Origin of the sequence: Mesorhizobium sp. ZC-5 (assembly GCF_025753855.1) — a bacterium.
In the GTDB taxonomy this organism is placed as follows: domain Bacteria; phylum Pseudomonadota; class Alphaproteobacteria; order Rhizobiales; family Rhizobiaceae; genus Neomesorhizobium.
The window spans coordinates 60,369-78,770 of the sequence record NZ_JAOWPT010000001.1 but is presented as its reverse complement, the minus strand read 5'-3'; the positions used below and the strand labels follow the sequence as shown (position 1 = coordinate 78,770).

14 protein-coding genes are annotated in these 18,402 nt (G+C 61.8%); 10 read left to right on the top strand and 4 right to left on the bottom strand.

Features of this window, described 5'->3' with window-relative positions; genetic code table 11:
• Positions 1 to 81 precede the first annotated feature (81 nt).
• The 4 genes from OHD58_RS00350 (at position 82) to OHD58_RS00335 (ending at position 3,821) form a co-directional block, all read left to right on the top strand.
• Positions 82 to 1,023 carry a DMT family transporter gene (locus tag OHD58_RS00350; protein ID WP_263801037.1) on the top strand — a complete coding sequence of 314 codons (942 nt, stop codon included), beginning with the start codon at positions 82 to 84 and terminating at the stop codon, positions 1,021 to 1,023.
• A 68-nt stretch (positions 1,024 to 1,091) separates the two neighbouring features.
• Positions 1,092 to 2,114, top strand: a complete 1,023-nt coding sequence (locus OHD58_RS00345; protein ID WP_263801571.1) for a LacI family DNA-binding transcriptional regulator — start codon at positions 1,092 to 1,094, stop codon at positions 2,112 to 2,114.
• A gap of 211 nt (positions 2,115 to 2,325) precedes the next feature.
• Positions 2,326 to 3,306: a 2-hydroxyacid dehydrogenase gene (locus OHD58_RS00340; RefSeq protein WP_263801036.1), complete on the top strand. Its 981-nt coding sequence runs from the start codon at positions 2,326 to 2,328 to the stop codon at positions 3,304 to 3,306.
• A 107-nt stretch (positions 3,307 to 3,413) separates the two neighbouring features.
• Entirely contained in the window at positions 3,414 to 3,821 is a 408-nt protein-coding gene (locus OHD58_RS00335) for a hypothetical protein (RefSeq protein WP_263801035.1), read from the top strand.
• Positions 3,822 to 3,833: 12 nt separating this feature from the next.
• On the opposite strand, the gene OHD58_RS00330 is transcribed toward OHD58_RS00335, so the two are convergent.
• A complete protein-coding gene (locus tag OHD58_RS00330) occupies positions 3,834 to 4,607 on the bottom strand; it encodes a gamma-glutamyl-gamma-aminobutyrate hydrolase family protein (RefSeq protein WP_263801034.1) in 774 nt (257 codons plus the stop codon).
• Between the two features lie 304 nt (positions 4,608 to 4,911).
• Here OHD58_RS00330 and OHD58_RS00325 point away from each other — a divergent pair, with 304 nt between their 5' ends.
• Together OHD58_RS00325 and OHD58_RS00320 are read left to right on the top strand one after the other, a co-directional pair.
• Positions 4,912 to 6,021, top strand: coding sequence for a TRAP transporter substrate-binding protein (locus OHD58_RS00325; protein ID WP_263801033.1), 1,110 nt, complete (start codon positions 4,912 to 4,914; stop codon positions 6,019 to 6,021).
• 346 nt (positions 6,022 to 6,367) lie between these two features.
• Positions 6,368 to 7,477: a TRAP transporter substrate-binding protein gene (locus OHD58_RS00320; protein ID WP_263801031.1), complete on the top strand. Its 1,110-nt coding sequence runs from the start codon at positions 6,368 to 6,370 to the stop codon at positions 7,475 to 7,477.
• Positions 7,478 to 7,553: 76 nt separating this feature from the next.
• Here the strand turns inward: OHD58_RS00320 and OHD58_RS00315 are convergent, their stop codons facing one another.
• The 3 genes from OHD58_RS00315 to OHD58_RS00305 all read right to left on the bottom strand — a co-directional run bounded on the left by OHD58_RS00315 (position 7,554) and on the right by OHD58_RS00305 (position 11,034).
• A complete protein-coding gene (locus tag OHD58_RS00315; RefSeq protein WP_263801029.1) occupies positions 7,554 to 9,362 on the bottom strand; it encodes a TRAP transporter large permease in 1,809 nt (602 codons plus the stop codon).
• Positions 9,359 to 9,943 carry a TRAP transporter small permease subunit gene (locus tag OHD58_RS00310; RefSeq protein WP_263801028.1) on the bottom strand — a complete coding sequence of 195 codons (585 nt, stop codon included), beginning with the start codon at positions 9,941 to 9,943 and terminating at the stop codon, positions 9,359 to 9,361. The genes OHD58_RS00315 and OHD58_RS00310 overlap by 4 nt, the downstream gene beginning before the upstream one ends.
• 185 nt (positions 9,944 to 10,128) lie before the next feature.
• A complete protein-coding gene (locus tag OHD58_RS00305; RefSeq protein ID WP_263801570.1) occupies positions 10,129 to 11,034 on the bottom strand; it encodes a branched-chain amino acid ABC transporter permease in 906 nt (301 codons plus the stop codon).
• Positions 11,035 to 11,126: 92 nt separating this feature from the next.
• Between OHD58_RS00305 and OHD58_RS00300 the strand changes: the two genes are divergently transcribed.
• The 4 genes from OHD58_RS00300 to OHD58_RS00285 all read left to right on the top strand — a co-directional run bounded on the left by OHD58_RS00300 (position 11,127) and on the right by OHD58_RS00285 (position 18,346).
• Positions 11,127 to 11,708 (top strand): CGNR zinc finger domain-containing protein, encoded by a 582-nt coding sequence (locus OHD58_RS00300; protein ID WP_263801026.1) that lies wholly within the window; start codon positions 11,127 to 11,129, stop codon positions 11,706 to 11,708.
• Entirely contained in the window at positions 11,701 to 12,234 is a 534-nt protein-coding gene (locus OHD58_RS00295) for a hypothetical protein (protein WP_263801025.1), read from the top strand. Before OHD58_RS00300 ends, OHD58_RS00295 begins: the two co-directional genes overlap by 8 nt.
• 243 nt (positions 12,235 to 12,477) lie before the next feature.
• Positions 12,478 to 15,951, top strand: coding sequence for an indolepyruvate ferredoxin oxidoreductase family protein (locus OHD58_RS00290; RefSeq protein ID WP_263801024.1), 3,474 nt, complete (start codon positions 12,478 to 12,480; stop codon positions 15,949 to 15,951).
• A gap of 82 nt (positions 15,952 to 16,033) precedes the next feature.
• Positions 16,034 to 18,346: a putative bifunctional diguanylate cyclase/phosphodiesterase gene (locus OHD58_RS00285; protein WP_263801023.1), complete on the top strand. Its 2,313-nt coding sequence runs from the start codon at positions 16,034 to 16,036 to the stop codon at positions 18,344 to 18,346.
• Positions 18,347 to 18,402 lie beyond the last annotated feature (56 nt).

The following is an 18,402-nucleotide window of genomic DNA, read 5'->3' as shown; positions in this document are numbered from 1 at the left end:
CCCAGTGCTTTCTGGCTTGCGGCTTCGGTCCGGAGCCGCCAAGAAGCGACAGACCGCAGCCGGCATACGGACCTCGTATTCGTGAGCGCCCAAAACAGTTCTCCAGACACCGCAACGCCTGTTTCGGCAATCCTGCTGGTGCTTGGCGCCGGGCTTTTGTTCTCTTTTCTCGACGCAACCGCCAAATATCTGGTGCTTGGCGGCATGGCGGCTCCATTCGTCTCCTGGATGCGGTTTGCCGTGCATGTCGCGCTCTTCGTCGTGCTGTTCCGTCCGTGGACGGATATGAGGATGCTGCGGGCCGAGAGCCTGCCGCTGCAGATCCTGCGCGCCGGCTTCCTGTTCGGATCGACGCTTTTCAACTTCTTCGCCCTCGATACGCTGCAGCTGGCGCAGACGATGTCGATCTTCTTCTTCTCGCCGATGGTGATCACCGCCCTGGCTGGGCCGCTGCTTGGTGAATGGGCGGGTTGGCGGCGCTGGCTGGCAATCGCCGCCGGGTTCGTCGGAGTGCTGGTGATCACGCGGCCCGGCGTGGCCAGCTTCGAAATCGGCCACGTCTATGCGCTTTGCTCGATGCTCAGCTACTCTTTCTATGTGATCATGACACGCTCGATGGGCGCGCGGGAGACACCGGAAAGCCTGATCTTCTATTCGGCGCTGGCGCCGGTGATCCTGATGCTGCCGGTGGTTCCGGCAACGGCGTCGATGCCCGAATCCCCGTGGCAGTGGATCATCCTGCTGTCGCTGGGCTTCTATGGCGGGTTCGGCCACTGGCTGCTGATCAAGGCCTACCAGCAGGCGACGACCTCCGCGCTGGCGCCTTACCCTTACCTCCAGATGGTCTGGATGATCTTCTTCGGCTACGTGATCTTCGACCAGCTTCCAGACCGCTATACGCTTGGCGGAGCAGCCATCATCGTGGCGAGCGGCCTCTATATCGTCCACCGCGAGCACCGGCTGCGGCTGAAGAGCCGTTCGGCGCCGAATGCCGAGGACGAGGAGCTGGCAAAAAAGCTTTGATTTCTGGTGCGCCGGTGGCATAAGCCGATTTTAAACAGTTTAAATCGGCTGTCGTTGGAGGGTGCACACTGGCACAGAAGATCAAGCTTTCCACCATTGCGGACGCGCTGGGCGTCTCAACGGCGACGGTTTCGCTGGCCCTGCGCGACAGCCCGCTGGTCGCCGACGCCACACGCGACCGCATCAAGGATCATGCCCGCACCATCGGCTATATCTACAATCGCCGTGCCGCCAGCCTGAGGACATCGCGGTCCGGGATCGTCGGCGTCGTGGTCCACGACATCATGAACCCGTTCTTTGCCGAGATATTGCGGTCGATCGAGACCGAACTCGACCGCAGCCGGCAGACCTTCATCCTTTCCAACCACTACGATCAACTGGAAAAGCAGCGAACCTTCATCGACACGCTGCTGCAGCTTGGCGCCGACGGCGTGATCATGTCGCCGGCGATCGGCACGCCGCCGGAAGACATCAAGATGGCGGAAGAGAACGGGTTGCCGGCGGTGCTTATCGCGCGCTCGGTCGAGGGCGCCGACGTCCCGGTATTTCGCGGCGATGATTCCTACGGGATGGGGCTCGCCACCAATCACCTCATCTCGCTCGGCCATCGCCGAATCGCGATGATCGGCGGCACCGACCAGACGTCGACCGGCCGCGACCGCTACCAGGGCTATGTCGTGGCGATGGAAGCCGCCGGACTGGAGGTCAAGCCGCACTGGCGCATTCCCGGCCCGCGCACCAAGCAGGCCGGTTTCGAATCCTCTGGACAGTTTCTGGCGCTGAAGGACAAACCGACCGCTGCCGTCTGCTGGAACGATCTGGTGGCGATCGGGCTGATGAACGGCATCGCGCGCGCCGGGCTTGTTCCAGGCGTCGATGTCTCGGTGACCGGCTATGACGACCTCGAGGAAGCGGCGATTGCCACGCCGGCGCTGACCACCGTCTGGAACGGACAGCGTGAAGTCGGGCGCCGCGCGGCGCGCGTGCTGCTCGACCGGCTCAACGGTGCCACGGTGCGCGCCAGCCAGGAACTCATCAAGCCGGAACTGCATGTACGCCAGTCGACAGGCAAGCCGGTGGAGCGCGGCTAAGCACGATTGTCGGACAGTTGAGATTTGCAACCGCGCCGTCAGTTGCTAGAATTCCCCGCAGTGATTGGGTGGGTGATCCTGGCGATCTCTCTCCGATCCGGCGGCCGGATTTTTCCGTCAATGACGGGAAGGCGAGCGGTGGTCTTCACGATACCGCTATCCGGCCGTCTCAGGCCCCTCTATCTCGAAACGTCCGGAAAGTTTCATCATCATGACCAGCGACAACAGCGCCGTGACCATCCTTGTACCGGGAAAGCTGCATGAACATGCGGCCAAGCGCGTGGACGGGGCTTTCCGCATGGTTCGCGTCGACCGTGCCGATCCGAAATTCGTCACCGATGACATGGCGGGCAGCGTGCGCGGCATCGCCGCAATGACGGCGATAAACGCTGCCTTCATCGACGCCCTGCCGAAACTCGAGATCATCGCCAACTTCGGTGTCGGCTATGATGCAGTGGACGCAAAGCATGCCGGCAAGAAGGGCGTCATGGTCACCAATACACCGGACGTGCTGACCGAAGAGGTGGCCGACACCGCTCTCGGGCTGCTTCTGAACACAGTGCGCGAATTGCCCAGGGCGGAAAGCTGGCTGCGGGAAGGGCGCTGGGTCCGCGATGGGGCATATCCGCTGACCGGGACGACGTTGCGCGGGCGCCGGGCCGGTATTTTCGGCATGGGCCGCATCGGTCTTGCCATTGCCCGCCGGCTGGAGGCGTTCGGACTGCCGGTGGCCTATCACAACCGCAGCCGGGTCGAGAGTGTCGGCTACGAGTATCACCCGACTTTGCTTGGCTTGGCGGAAGCGGTCGACACGCTGATCTCGGTCGCGCCTGGCGGTGCCGCCACGGAGAAGGCGGTGAACGCGAAGGTGCTCGAAGCGCTGGGCCCGAACGGTGTTTTCGTTAATATCGGGCGCGGCAGCACGGTGGATGAGGCAGCACTTGCCAAAGCACTGGCCGATGGAACGATCCGGGCGGCCGGGCTCGACGTATTCGCCAATGAGCCGAACGTGCCGCAGGCATTGCTCGATGCTCCCAACACCAGCCTTCTGCCGCATGTCGGTTCGGCCTCGGTTCATACGCGCGAAGCCATGGCCGACCTTGTCGCCGACAATCTCGTGTCGTGGTTCGGCTCAGGGCGCCCGCTGACGCCGGTTCCGGAAACCGCCCATGTCGCGGCGAAACAGCGTTAGCCGATCGTTGAGATTGCTGCGAAAATTTGCCTTTTGTCGTTAATGCGCCCTTAAGGCCTGTGGCGGCATCGTCCCCCTGCGGCATTCTTCGGCCTGAGGGGGCAAACATGAATCTTTTTCCGGCAGTTGTTGCCGTTGGTCTTGCGTTCGGCGTGGCCGTCGTGGCGAAGGGAAAACCGCCCGAAACGGGTGTTGCCTCAATGATCGCGCCGGCGGCGAAAGCCAGTGTGGACACGGAGAGCTACCGGCTCCGGTCGGCGAACGATCGTGCCTGCCGCCTTTCGCGCGGAGCCGAAGCCGGCGCTGGAACCTACGCGGTCCGAGCCGATCCGGATTGCGAGCGGTTGCTGCCGGGGCTCTCCAAGGTGCGGTTCTGGCAGGAACGCGACGACGGCATTGTCGTTTTCAGCCGCGACGGCACCGATGAACTGGTCACCTTCGCCGAAGCGGATGGAATAGCCTACGAGTCCTTCCGGCCGGCATCGGTCCTGATCTCGCTCGCCACGGACGACTGACCGGCCTGCAGTCTATTCGGCGGCGGTTCTGGCGCCCGTCCTTGCCATCGCGTGCGCACGCGCCGCATCGCCGAATGCGCGGAAAACCTTGGCCGATGCATCATCGGACTTCGCCCAGTACTCCGGGTGCCATTGCACACCGACCGCAAAGGCGCGGCTGTCCCTGACGGAAACAGCCTCCACGGTGCCGTCTTCGGCGACGGCCTCGACCTGAAGGCGGGCGCCGAGCCGGTCGACGGCCTGCCGGTGAACCGAGTTCACCTTGATCTCGCCAGCCCCGAACACACCGGCGAGGCAACTGCCTGGCTTGATCGCGACTGTCTGGCGAATGGCAAATCGTTCATCCTGCTTGTCGCTGGGGGGAGCGCGGTGATCGAGCGATCCTTCGCGCTCCTGGATTTCCGTGGCGAGCGAACCGCCCAGCGCCACGTTCAACTCCTGGATACCACGGCAGATGGCCAGCAACGGCACGCCGTAGTCGATCGCCTTACGGATCAGCGGCAATGTGGTGGCGTCGCGCTCCGGATCGTACGGGCCATTGGCTTCGCTGGCATCGCCGCCATAAAGCGAAGGGTGCACGTTGGATTTGGAACCGGTCACCATGACGCCGTCGACCGAGGCCAGCAACTGGTCGAGGTCGAGACGATCCCCGAAAGAGGGGACCAGCAACGGGAACACCCCGGCTGTGGCGAGTGCTGCCTCGAGATACTGCTGCGGAGCAGCGTGCCAGGTGTAGTTTTCGAACTGGCGGACATCGGTCGAAACGGCGACGAGCGGCTGGTGCATGGTCTGCTTTCGGTGGCGGGCGCCTTCCGGTCCGGCGCCACAAGGTGAACTGCTGCCGAATCTAGTAGCGATTGCGGTTTTTTTCCACTGCCTCCGCGGAATGCCGGTTGGTACAGAGCCGCGGATTAAACTAAAGTTGCATGCGCTGGTTGTCGTCGAGCGGATATTCTCATGGCGCGTGTTTTCGGCCCGATCGCGCGTCTGGACACGTTTTTGTTAACATGTATTGTGCCGCGATGGCGCGGACCGGACCTTGGCAAAAAGCCTCGGGCGGCAGCCAAAATGTCCCAGTGGAGGAGAATTCATGGATCGTCGTTCATTCATCAGAAAGGCCGGTGCAACGGGCGCCGGAGCGGCGGTTGCCGCGACAACCCTGGCAGCGCCAGCCATCGCGCAGGCCAATCCGAAAATCACCTGGCGGCTTGCCTCGTCGTTCCCGAAATCGCTCGATACCATCTATGGCGGCGCCGAGACGTTTTCAAAGATGTTGTCGGAAGCCACCGACGGCAATTTCACCATCCAGGTGTTCGCGGCGGGTGAACTGGTTCCGGGCCTGCAGGCCGCCGACGCGACCACGGCCGGCACCGTCGAAGCCTGCCACACGGTGGCATATTATTACTGGGGCAAGGATCCCGCGTGGGCGCTGGGCGCGGCGGTTCCCTTCGCGCTCAACGCGCGCGGCATGAACGCCTGGCACTATCATGGCGGCGGCATCGACCTCTTCAACGAATTCCTGGGCACGCAGGGCCTGGTCGGCTATCCGGGCGGCAACACCGGCGTGCAGATGGGCGGCTGGTTCCGCAAGGAGATCAACACGGTCGCCGACCTTTCCGGTCTGAAGATGCGGGTCGGCGGCTTCGCTGGCAAGGTATTGGAGAAGCTCGGCGTCGTGCCGCAGCAACTTGCTGGTGGCGACATCTACCCGGCGCTGGAGAAGGGCACCATCGACGCCGCCGAATGGGTCGGACCGTATGACGACGAGAAGCTCGGCTTCCAGAAGGTCGCGCCGTACTACTACTATCCCGGCTGGTGGGAAGGCGGTCCGACCGTCCACCTCATGTTCAACAAGGCGAAGTACGATGAACTGACGCCGGCCTACAAGTCGCTGCTGCGCACCGCCGCCCAGGCGGCCGACGCCGACATGCTGCAGAACTACGACTACAAGAACCCGACAGCGATCAAGAGCCTGGTCGCCAACGGAGCGCAGCTGCGGCCGTTCAGCCCGGAAATCCTGGCGGCGTGCTTCGAGAAGAGCAACGAGGTCTATGCGGAAATGGTCGCATCAAATCCCGGTTTCAAGAAAATCTGGGATTCGATCACCGCGTTCCGCAAGGATTATTTTCTCAACGCGCAGGTCGCCGAATACAATTACGACACCTTCATGATGATCCAGCAGCGCGGTGGCAAGCTCTGATCTTCATCGACGTTGCAAAAGGTCCGGAGCGGACATGCTCCGGGCCCTTTCTTTTGCGTATAAGCTGCCTTGCTCCAGCAGGGAGTTTGCCTGACTGGAAGTAATATTTCGATCTATTTCTATATCTCGCTTCCAGGCTGTGATCGAACATAAATAATAAATTTGTTTAGTTTTCACGATCTGCGTGGAAGTTATACCGTCGTCTGCTCAATCCCAGGCGTTACCGTGCGTTACTTTTTGGTGTGCTGGACAGCCCTTCCTCCCCGTGTATTGATTGCCGCCTGCCGGCAATCGACGCCGAAGATCGACCCGGCATTGTTCTGGTCCATGCATGGGAGGTTTTAGAATGGATCGTCGTTCCTTTATCAAACGGGCCGGTGTGACCGGCGCAGGCGCCGCTGCCGCGGTGACAACACTTGCCGCCCCGGCAATCGCCCAGTCGTTGCCAAAGATTTCCTGGCGCTGCACGTCCTCGTTCCCCAAGGCACTCGACACGATCTACGGCGCCGCCGAAACGATGGCGAAATACGTCCGCGAATCGACCGACGGCAATTTCGAGATCCAGACCTTTGCAGCGGGCGAACTCGTTCCCGGCTTGCAGGCGGCGGATGCGGCTGCGGCAGGTACGGTGGAGTGCTGCCATACGGCCTCGTATTATTTCTGGGGCAAGGATCCAACCTACGCGCTGGCGACCGCAGTTCCCTTCATGCTCAACGACAGACAGATGAACGCCTGGCTGTACTACGGCGGCGGCCAGGACCTGCTCAACGAGTTTTATGCCACGCAGGGACTCTACGGTCTCGCGGCCGGCAACACCGGCGCGCAGATGGGTGGCTGGTACCGCAAGGAAATCAACACGGTCGACGACCTCAAGGGCTTGAAGATGCGGATCGGCGGCTTCGCCGGCAAGGTCATGGAGCGGCTCGGCCTCGTACCGCAGCAGATTGCCGGTGGCGATATCTATCCCGCGCTCGAAAAGGGAACGATCGACGCCGCCGAATGGGTCGGACCTTATGACGACGAGAAGCTCGGCTTCTACAAGGTCGCCAAATATTACTATTATCCCGGCTTCTGGGAGGGCGGGCCGACGCTCCACACGCTGGTCAATCTCGCGAAGTGGAACGAACTGCCGAAGAGTTACCAGGCGGTTCTGACGTCAGCCTGCGAAGCCGCCAATTGCGACATGATGGCGAGCTACGACTACAAGAATCCCGGCGCACTCAAGAAACTGGTCGCGGGCGGCGCCGTGCTGCGCCCGTTCAGCCAGGAAATCCTCTCGGCCTGCTTCGACGCGGCGAACGCCACCTATGCCGAGATCACGGCATCGAACGCCGGGTTCAAGAAGATCTATGACAGCCAGACAGCTTTCCGGAAGGACGCCTATCTGTGGGCGCAGATTTCCGAATACACCTTCGACACGTTCATGATGATCCAGCAACGCAGCGGCAAGCTCTGATCGTCCGACGGTGGCTTGAAAGAAAACCCCGGAAGCGTGCTTCCGGGGTTTTCTTTCAGTGCGGATGTCCGTCAATTCAATTGAAGCTCGGCGGTTTCGAAAGGTCGGTTGCCGGCGGCTGTTCGGCAGGCGCCGGCGGGGCGCCGAAACTCGGCGGCTGCGACAGGTCGTTGGCTGGCGGCGTCGGTTGAGCCGGGGGTGTGGCCGCGCCATCGGCCGGCGGTGACCCGAATGGCGGCAGGCCGAGCCCCTCCATTCCGGGTTGTCCGCCGCCGCCAAATGGCGGCACGACGATCTCGATGGTGGAGGGATCGACCACGGTGCCCTTGTAGTGCATGACCATCTGCGGGAAGGCGATGGTGAGGCCGACCATGATGATCTGGATGCAGACGAACGGCACCGCCCCCCAATAGATCTGGCCGGTGGTGATCGGCTCGATCTTCTTCTTCGTGATCCTGTCGAGATACGGCACACGGGCCGCGACCGAACGCAGATAGAACAGCGCGAAGCCGAACGGCGGATGCATGAAGCTGGTCTGCATGTTGATGCCTAGAAGCACGCCGAACCAGATCAGGTCGATGCCGAGCTTGTCGGCTGCCGGCGCCAGAAGCGGCACGATGATGAATGCCAGCTCGAAAAAGTCGAGGAAGAAGGCGAGCAGGAAGACGATGATGTTGACGACGATCAGGAAGCCGACCTCGCCGCCTGGCATCGAAACCAGCAGATGCTCGACCCAGAGATGCCCGTTAACGCCGTAGAAGGTAAGCGAGAAGACACGCGCACCGATCAGGATGAACAGCACGAAGGATGACAGCCGGGTCGTTGACGCGAGCGCCTGCTTGACGACATCCAGCGAAAGGCGGCCCTTGACGGCCGCCATGACAAGGGCGCCGACGGCACCCATGGCGCCGCCTTCGGTCGGCGTGGCGATGCCGAGGAAGATTGTGCCGAGCACCAGGAAGATAAGCGCCAGGGGCGGGATCAGCACGATGATCACCTGCTGGGCGAGCCGCGACATCAGATTGAAATTGAGGGCCCGGTCGGCGAGCGCGAAGATGTAGATGACGATGACGCCGACGGTGGCACCGAGAATGTCGGCGTTGGCGCCTTGCGTCGGCGACAGATAGACATGCGCGGCATAGGCGATGACCACGGTCACCAGCAGCGCCACGATGAGCGACAGGACGCCGTGACCGAGCGTGCGCGCTTCCAGCGGAAGCGCCGGCATCGAATCGCGATTCCAGAACGACATGAGAAGGATGTAGGACATGTACAGCCCGGTCAGCACGAGGCCGGGAATGATCGCGCCCGCATACATGTCGCCGACCGAGCGGCCGAGCTGGTCGGCCAGCACGATCAGCACCAGAGACGGCGGGATAATCTGCGCCAGCGTTCCCGATGCCGCGATGACGCCGGAAGCGACACGCCGGTCGTAACCGTAGCGCAGCATGATCGGCAGCGAGATCAGTCCCATGGCGATGACCGAAGCGGCAACGACGCCGGTGGTCGCGGCAAGCAGCGCACCAACGAAGATGACGGCGTAAGCCAGACCGCCGCGGATCGGGCCGAACAACTGGCCGATGGTGTCGAGCAGGTCTTCGGCCATGCCCGATCGTTCGAGCACGATGCCCATGAACGTGAAGAAGGGAATGGCGAGCAATGTGTCGTTCGACATCACGCCCCAGAAGCGCTCCGGCAGGGCATAGAGCAGCGGCCACGAAAGATTGATGGTGCCGTTCGAATAAGGGGCGAGCTCGACGCCGATGAAGAAGAACAAGAGGCCGTTCGCCGCCAGTGAGAAGGCGACGGGGTAACCGAGCAGCATGAAGATGATGAGCGAAAAGAACATGATCGGCGCCATGTTCTGGGCGATGAATTCGATCATGACTTGATCTCCTCCACGAGCGCCTTGGCGTCGAGTTCGGCCTGTTCGTGCGCCGATATGAACGGATTGGGATCGTCCATGTGGCCGCTCATGATGGCGATCTTCTTGATGATCTCAGAAACGCCTTGCACGCCGAGCAGCAGGAAGCCGATCAGGAGCAATGACTTGGCCGGCCAGATGATGAGGCCGCCGGCATTGGTGGAAACTTCGCCGGAGTGGAAGGAGAGGCTCACATAGGGAACGAAGTAGAAGATCATCAGGAGCACGAAGGGCATCAGGAAAAAGACGTGCCCCAAAAGATCGATCCAATGCTGCACACGGCGCGAGAACATGCCGTAGACGATGTCGATGCGGATGTGCTCGTTCTGCTTCAGGGTATATGCGGCCGCGAGCAGGAAGGCGGCGCCGAACAGATACCATTGCAGCTCCAGCCAGGCATTCGACGACATGTTGAATGCCTTGCGAATGACGGCATTGCCTGCGCTGACAAGGATCGAGACTAGAATCAGCCATCCGACCCACTTGCCGACAAATTCGTTGAAGCGATCAATAGCCCTGGATAGAGCGAGCAGCTCTGCCATCCGGTCCTCCCGATGTTTTCTTTTTATGCGCGCGGCGTTCCCGTTCCGCATGCGGTGTCGCCAACCATATGTCGACACGGCGAACGATCGTCAACAGCGCACGCGCAGAGGGCTGTGGCTTATACCGGTTGCCGACGGTGGATCAATCGGTTTCGACGCGCCCCCCGTGTCGCGTTGCGGTGAAGTCAGGGAACCGGACGTTCTTCCCTGTCGGGTGGCTGTATGACGAGCAGGGTGACCAGAGCGAGGAAGACAGCCGCGTCGCGCCACTCGAACGGGAAGTATCCCGACCAGACGGCTTCCGTCATGCCAAACGCCGCCGCTCCAAGCGCGGCACGCGGCGGCGAGTTGTAGCCGCCGACGGCGGTCACAAAGAGGATCTTCAGCCCGAAGATCAGCCCGGTGCCGAAGCTGATATTGCCGTAATAGAGCCCGGCCAGGATTCCGGCCAGCGCGGCGACCAGTCCGCCGAAAATTACTGACAGGTGGAAAACGCGCTGCACATCGACGCCGCACATGCGCGCTGCCGCCGGATCGTCGGAAACCGCGCGCAGGTTGCGGCCGAAACTGGATCGCGAAAGAAGCCTTGTGAGGCCGAGAATCGCCAGCACGGCGACCAGGCAGTTGAGAAGCTGGATAACCGTCAAGGTAACGCGGAAACCGTCGGCGGAAGCGAAAACCACCGGCGTGGCAAGCATCGGTGGTAGCCAGAAATCGCGGGTTTCGGCGGCGATGCGTGCCAGTTCCATCAATACCAGCGAAACGCCCAAAGTCGCGGCCACGATGGTGTTGGGCGAACTCTCGGCAAGCGGTGCAAAGACCGAGCGCGACAGGATGTTGCTGACAAGGGCCGCGTAGGCGAAACCCGCGGCAATGCCGAGGGCGACGGTCGCGGGCAACGTCAGCCACAAAACGTACCAGCCGAACACCGCGACCAGGATCATCACCTGGCCGGAGAAGGCGAAAACAGCGCCATAAGCAAGGTTGGTGCGGCGGATGACGCTGTTGCTCAGGGCATAGCCGAAGGCCAGCAGCGCGTAGATCGCGCTCGAATGGACGCCATTCAGAACCTGCTGGAAGAAATAGAGCATGAGCCTCCGCATGCGCAAAATCGCGGTGTGGCAACGACCGTGCCGCTGTGAATCTAACTTGTCAAATGCAATTCACCAGTTAGATTTACCGAATGGCTGTTTCCTGGACACGCCACCGCTTTTCCGGTGGCACGTTGGCGCTCGATGCGACGAACACCGTCGTGCATCGCGGCGATGCATCGCGCTCGTTCGACCGTTTCGACGATCCGGCGGAAATTCCACGCTTTGCCGCGGCAGCACGGGGTTTTCGTGCGGCCGAACTGGCCCATCGGGAACTCTCCGTGTGCGATCCCGTCGCCATTCACGGCACGGTGCTGGCCATTCGCGAGGCGACGGATGCGCTGTTTCGCGCCACTGTGAGAAACGGTGAACTGCATCAGGCCTTGCTGCCGCGGTTCCTGCGCGCCTGTGCCGACGGGCTCGAAGGCAATAGCGAAGCCGGTGGCGATCCGGCTATCCGTTTCGAAGCCGCGCTTGCCAAATCGGCGCTGTCGCTGCTCGCGGAGCACAGTTACCGGCGGATCAGGAACTGTCCCAATTGCAACTGGCTGTTTCTGGACAAGAGCCGCAACGGGAGCCGCCTCTGGTGCGACATGGCGGTATGCGGGAACAGGCAGAAGGCGAAACGTCACTATAGACGCCGCAAGGCGGAAGAGGATCAACCCCATGTCTGAGCCGCGAATGTCGCGTCTAGCCGCCGCAGTTTTCGTCGCCTGGCTGCTAGCAGCCGGCGGCTGCCGCGACAGCGGCGGCGAGGGAGAATATTTCGAGATTTCCGGAAAACTCTTTGTTTTCAACTACCGGGTGGCGACCGCCACTTATCTGGTCAATCTGAAGCCGCTGAAACCGGTCGGTGAGGGCGAGACCGCGGTTGCCACCTTCGAGGATCCGTCCGGGGGCGATCCGATCGTGGTGCGCAGGAAGATCTGGCCGAAGACCGACAAGACGACGATCGAAAGTCCGCCATTGCGTTGCGTCGTCAAGGACAGGCCCTATGCCGTGTCGATCGCCATCGAAGGCCCGGACGGTTCGGTGATGCAAACCATCAAGACGACGATGATGTCGTCGGAGGACCAGTCATTACTACCGGACAGGCCACTCGTCGTCGGCCCGCTCTATACGCCAAACCCTGAACTGGCCGGCAGGCCGGACGGCAAGCTCGACGTCACCAACGAGGCCGATTGCCCGGGTGGCGTATAGGCGGGCTCGCTTCGCAAGAGCGGCGAAAAGCCTCTGGTTCACCCAGCGTAATTATTTTTCACGATCAGCGCGTCTGACGCCACAATCGTTCGCGACACTCCTCGTTCGTCGGCCTGCCGTTGCTCTTTGATCTGGCTTGCCGATTTTGTTTGACGGGATGCGCCGGGACGGAAAGACTGACGCCCGATTTACCCACGTTGGCCGTATCCGAATCGGCGCGGCTTTCGCAGGAGGAAGTGCCTAATGACGCTGCACGAGGTTGCGCTTGACGACAAGTTCGACCTGGCGAAGGAACGCATCTTCCTTTCCGGTTCGCAGGCCATCATCCGCATGCTGCTGATGCAACGCGAACGCGACCGGCGCATGGGCCTGAACACTGCCGGCTTCGTTTCAGGATATCGCGGCTCGCCGCTCGGCGGCCTCGATCTTCAGCTATGGAAGGCAAAGGACAAGCTCGCTCAGTCAGACATCGTTTTCCAGCCCGGGTTGAACGAAGAGCTGGCGTTGACCGCCTGCTGGGGCTCTCAGCAGACCGAGCTTCTGGGCGAAAGCAAGTACGACGGCGTCTTCACACTCTGGTATGGCAAGGGTCCCGGCGTCGACCGCTCGGGCGATGTTTTCCGCCACGCCAACCTTGCCGGCTCGTCCAAACATGGTGGCGCGCTTGCACTCATGGGCGACGACCACATCGCGGAATCCTCGACCGTTGCGCACGCGACCGAATTTCTGTTCGTCGATACGATGATCCCCATCCTCAACCCGGCGGGCGTACAGGAACTGATCGATTACGGCCTTTACGGCTATGCGCTGTCGCGCTTCGCAGGCACCTGGGCGGCGATCAAATGCGTCAAGGACAATATCGAATCGACCGCTTCGGTCGACGTGTCGCTTGAGCGGCTGGGCATCGTTCTTCCCGAATTCGACATGCCGCCGGGCGGCCTCAACATCCGCCACGAGATCGACCAGCTCGGTCAGGAGGCGCGCCTGCATGAATACAAGCGCACGGCTGCCTCCGCATTCATCCGCGCCAACCGGCTGAACAAGATCGTCTATTCCGGCGGCCGCAAGCCGAAAATCGGCATTATGACGGTCGGCAAGAGCTACCTCGATGTGCGGCAGGCGCTTGACGATATCGGCATCGACGAGGCGCAGGCCAATCGAATTGGCCTGCGCCTTTTCAAGGTCGCCTGTCCATGGCCGCTCGATTTCGAGCACATCGCCGAGTTCGCGCAAGGGCTCGAAATGATCCTGGTCGTCGAGGAAAAGCGTTCGCTGCTCGAAGTGCAGGTTCGCGAGAACCTGTACGGCACGGCGGCGCAACCGCTGGTGCTCGGCAAGCGCGACGAGCGCGGCGACTGGCTGTTCCCTGCAAAGGGTGCTCTCGATCCCAACGACATCGCGATAGCGATCGGCGAACGCATTCTCAAGGTCATCGGGCCTTCGGAAGAGATTGGGGCGCGGGTCCGGCAATTGCGGCAGTATCAGGCGATGCTGGCCGACACCAAGGACGTGGCGAACCGCACACCCTATTTCTGTTCTGGCTGCCCGCACAATTCGTCGACCAAGGTGCCGGAAGGTTCGATCGCGGGGGCCGGTATCGGCTGCCATTTCATGGCGTTGTGGATGGACCGGTCGACCGTCGGCTTCACCGCCATGGGTGGTGAGGGTGCGCAGTGGCTCGGCCAGGCGCCGTTCTCGAAGCGTGAACATTTCTTCCAGAACCTCGGCGACGGCACTTACAATCATTCAGGTGCGCTGGCGCTAAGGGCGGCACTCGCCGCCAACGCCAACATGACCTACAAGATCCTCTACAACGATGCGGTGGCGATGACCGGCGGCCAGCCGCATGAAGGCAACCTCACCGTCGACATGATCGCCCGGCAGGTGCGCGCGGAAGGCGTCGAGAGGATCGCCGTGGTCACCGACGAGCCAGGCAAATATGACGGAAAATTCGAGTTTCCGCCGCGCACCAGCTTTCATCACCGCGACGATCTCGATCTGGTGCAGCGGCAACTGCGCGAGGTGAAGGGCGTTTCGGTGCTGCTCTACGACCAGACCTGCGCGGCGGAAAAGCGCCGCCGCCGCAAGCGCGGCACCTTCCCCGACCCGGACAAGCGGGTGATCATCAACGAACTGGTCTGCGAAGGTTGCGGGGATTGCGGCGTGCAGTCGAACTGCGTTTCGATCCAGCCGGTGGAAACCGAGTTCGGCCGCAAGCGCAAGATCGACCAGTCGAGCTGCAACAAGGATTTTTCCTGCGTCAACGGGTTCTGTCCGTCTTTCGTGACGGTGCACGGCGCCAAGATCCGCAAGGCTGAAGGCATTGCCGGCAAGACCGATCCGCTCGACGGCGTGCCGGAGCCGAAGCTGTTTCCGCTGGATCGTGGCTGGGCTTCAATCATCGACGGCGTGGGCGGCACCGGCGTGGTCACCATCGGCGCCATCCTCGGCATGGCGGCGCATCTCGAGGGCAAGGGCTGCGGGATGATAGACATGGCCGGTCTCGCGCAGAAGGGCGGCGCGGTGTTCAGCCATGTGCGCATCGCCAGAACGCCCGAGGAGATCCACGCGATCCGCGTGTCGGCCGGCAAGGCGGACCTGATCCTGGGCTGCGATCTCGTTGTATCCGGCGCCAAGAAGGTGCTGGCGGCGGTGCGCGAGGGCCAGACGATCTTCGTCACCAATACCGCCGAGATCATGCCCGGCGATTTTGCTCGTTCGACCGATTTCTCGCTGCCGACCGAGCGCTTGAAGAAGGCGATCCGGGCGGCTGCAGGTGAACAGAACGCGCATTTCTTCGATGCCACCCGCACCGCGACCGCGCTGTTCGGCAATTCGCTCGGCGCCAACATGTTCATGCTGGGCTTCGGTTTCCAGCACGGCGGCCTGCCGCTTTCCAGCGAAGCGATCGAAAAGGCGATCGAGCTAAATGGGCAGGCCGTGGCGATGAACATCTCAGCCTTCCGCTGGGGCCGGCGGGCTGCTTACGAACCGGAATTCGTGCGCGGGCTTGTGAACCGGTCGAGCGAGCCAACTGAGGCTGGACTTGCGCAGACGCTGGATGAAATGATTGCGCGCCGCGTCGAGTTTCTCACAGCCTACCAGAACGCAACGTACGCTGGGCGTTATCGCGACCGGATCGCGGCGATAAGGGCGGCTGAGGACAAGGCCGTGCCGGGATCGACCGTGGTGACCGAGGCGGCCGCCCGCAACCTGTTCAAGCTGATGGCGATCAAGGACGAGTACGAGGTGGCGCGGCTCTACACCGACGGGTCCTTCCAGAAGCAGTTGGCAGCGCAATTCCAGGATTACGACAGGCTCGAATTCCATCTGGCACCGCCGGTACTCGGCCGTCGGGGCTCGGACGGAAAACCGCGCAAATCCAGTTTCGGACCATGGATGATGACGGGTTTCCGGGTGCTGGCGGGGTTGAAAGGTCTGCGCGGTTCGCCGCTCGACGTATTCGGCTATTCCGCCGAGCGCCGCCTGGAACGCCAACTGCTTGCCGATTACGAAGGCGACCTCGACCTGATCGCTGGTGCGCTCGCCCCCGGGAAGACAGAATCCGCCGCGGCGCTGGCTTCCGTTCCCGCGCTGATCCGCGGCTACGGTCACGTAAAGCAGGCAAATGCTGAGAAGGCCGCCGGAGAGCGCGAACGGCTGCTCGAACGGTTCAAGGCTGCCGCGGCCCTGCCGACGCTGCAGGCAGCGGAGTAGCGCGTCGCCGCTCCGAACTCCCCGGCTAAAACCTTTATTAATTGGAATGTGGCAAAGCTTAGGCTCATTTTTGGGCCTGGTAATGGGCAAATCAAGAACCGACAGCATTCCCGTCGACGTCTATATTCAGTTTGTCCGGTCGTTGTTCGACAACGTCCACATGGTGCTCATTGGCGCCATGTGCCACGCTGTCATCGCGTTGATGGTATTCTGGAGGAACGGCGAGCCCGTATTCGGGTGGCTGGCGGCTATTCTGCTTGGCGTCGGAATCTGGCGCTATGCCGGAATGCTCAAGTTTCGCCGGAGCGGCGTCATAGACGATGCCGAATCGGCCAGACGATGGGAACGCGAATACATCATCAAGGGGAGCGTTCAAGGCCTGGCGCTCGGGTTCTTCTGCTTCGTAGCGATCTACATTTATTCCGATGGCTACGCGGAAATCGGCGCGGTCGCGGTCACGCTCGGCTCCATCGTCACTGTGGTCGGTCGAAACTACGGATCACCACGGATGGTGATGGTTTTCGCCGTCACTTTTGTCGCGCCAATCGCGGTGGCGCTGATCCTGCACGGGGACATTCCGTATGTCGTTCTCGGCCTGTTGATTTTCCCGTTCATGTTCATCATCAAGGCCAGTGCGGACAACGTCCGCCAGGTGCTTTTTTCGGCTGTGGTCGGTCACAAGCAGGCGCGCCAAATCGCCCAGCGTTTCGATCGGGCGCTGAACACCATGTCCCATGGTCTGGTCATGCTGGGTCCGGACGGCCGTGTCGTGGTGGCAAATGCCGAGGCTGCGCATCTGTTGTCGCTGGCCTCGCCCGACGCGCTGCTCGGCCGCTCCATCCACGGCATGCTGATGCGCGGCGTCGCGGGTGGCATGTTGGCGCTGAAGGATTGCCGCTACGTGGAAGCGCAACTGACGCGCGCCTTGCGCGAGGGACGCGACAGGAAGGTCTTGGTCAGCTTTTCCAATGGCCAGCACTATGAATTCTCGGCCCGGGAAGGCAATCAGGAACTGGGGGTCATAACCTTCGAAGACGTGTCGCAACGCGTTCAGGCGGAGGAAAAGATCCGCAACATGGCGCGCTACGACAGCCTTACCGGACTTGCCAATCGTGCCTATTTCCATGAGGTGGTCGCCGAATCCATGGAAAGCGGCGACCGCAACCGTTTGTGCGGACTGGCCGTCTTCGATCTCGACGATTTCAAGAGCGTCAACGATACGCTCGGACATCCCGTCGGCGACGGGTTGATTTACGCCGTGGCCGAACGGCTTTCCGAATTTGCCGACGACCATGCCAGGGTCAGCCGCTTCGGTGGCGACGAATTCATGATCTTCTTCGACCGCATCGAGGACGAAGGCAATCTGTCCAGAATGCTCGACGACATCTTCGCCAATTTGCAGGGCGAGGTGGATGTCGCCGGGCATGCGCTGCGTATCCAGATGAGCGCCGGTGCGGTGCTTTCACGCGTCGGCGACACCGACGTTGATGCGATGATCGTCAAGGCGGATTTGGCTCTCTACAAGGCGAAAGAGCTCGGCAAGAACGGCTGGCGGCTGTTCGAGGCGGCCATGGATGCGGCGTTCCGGAACCGGCAGGTGATGAAGGCCGATCTGCGCAACGCTGTCGAAGCCAAGAGCCTGCGCGTCGTCTACCAGCCGATCGTTGCGATGAGCACCATGCGGATCGCCAGTTGCGAGGCGTTGTGCCGCTGGGATCATCCCGATCTCGGACCGATCTCGCCGGCGATCTTCATTCCACTCGCAGAGGAAATGGGTATCATCTCCGAGATCAGCAGCTTCATGCTGCAGGCCGCCTGCTTCGAATGCGCGAAATGGCCGGAACAGACCGGCGTTTCGATCAATCTCTCGGCCAAGGATTTCCGCAATCGCGAAATCATCGGCAAGGTGAGCGGCGCACTTGCCGCGTCCGGCCTGGCGGCCAACCGGCTGGAGATCGAGGTGACCGAGACCGCATTGCTCGACGACAAGTCGCTGACGCGCCAGTCGATCGAGGAACTCAAGGCAATGGGTGTGCGGATCGCACTCGACGATTTCGGCACAGGTTACTCGAGCTTGAGCTACCTGCACAAATTGCCCCTCGACAAAGTCAAGATCGACCGCAGCTTCCTCAACGACGTCACCCAGAATCCGCGTTCGCTCGAATTGCTGAAGGGTATCGTGAACCTGTCGCGGCCGTTGGGACTGACCATTACCGTGGAGGGCGTGGAAACCTTCGAACAGCTCAAGATCCTGGCGCTGGATGTCAAGCCGGACCTGGTGCAGGGGTTCCTTTTCGGCTCGGCGCTCAGCGCCTCCGGCATCGAGACGATGTCGAGCACCGTCTGGCCGTTCGCCCAGGACATAAAGACCGCAAAACGCGCCGCCCGCCGCTGAGGATGCAGCCAATCAGCCCGATGTCGCCCGCCTTGGGATATTAACCTTAACAACCT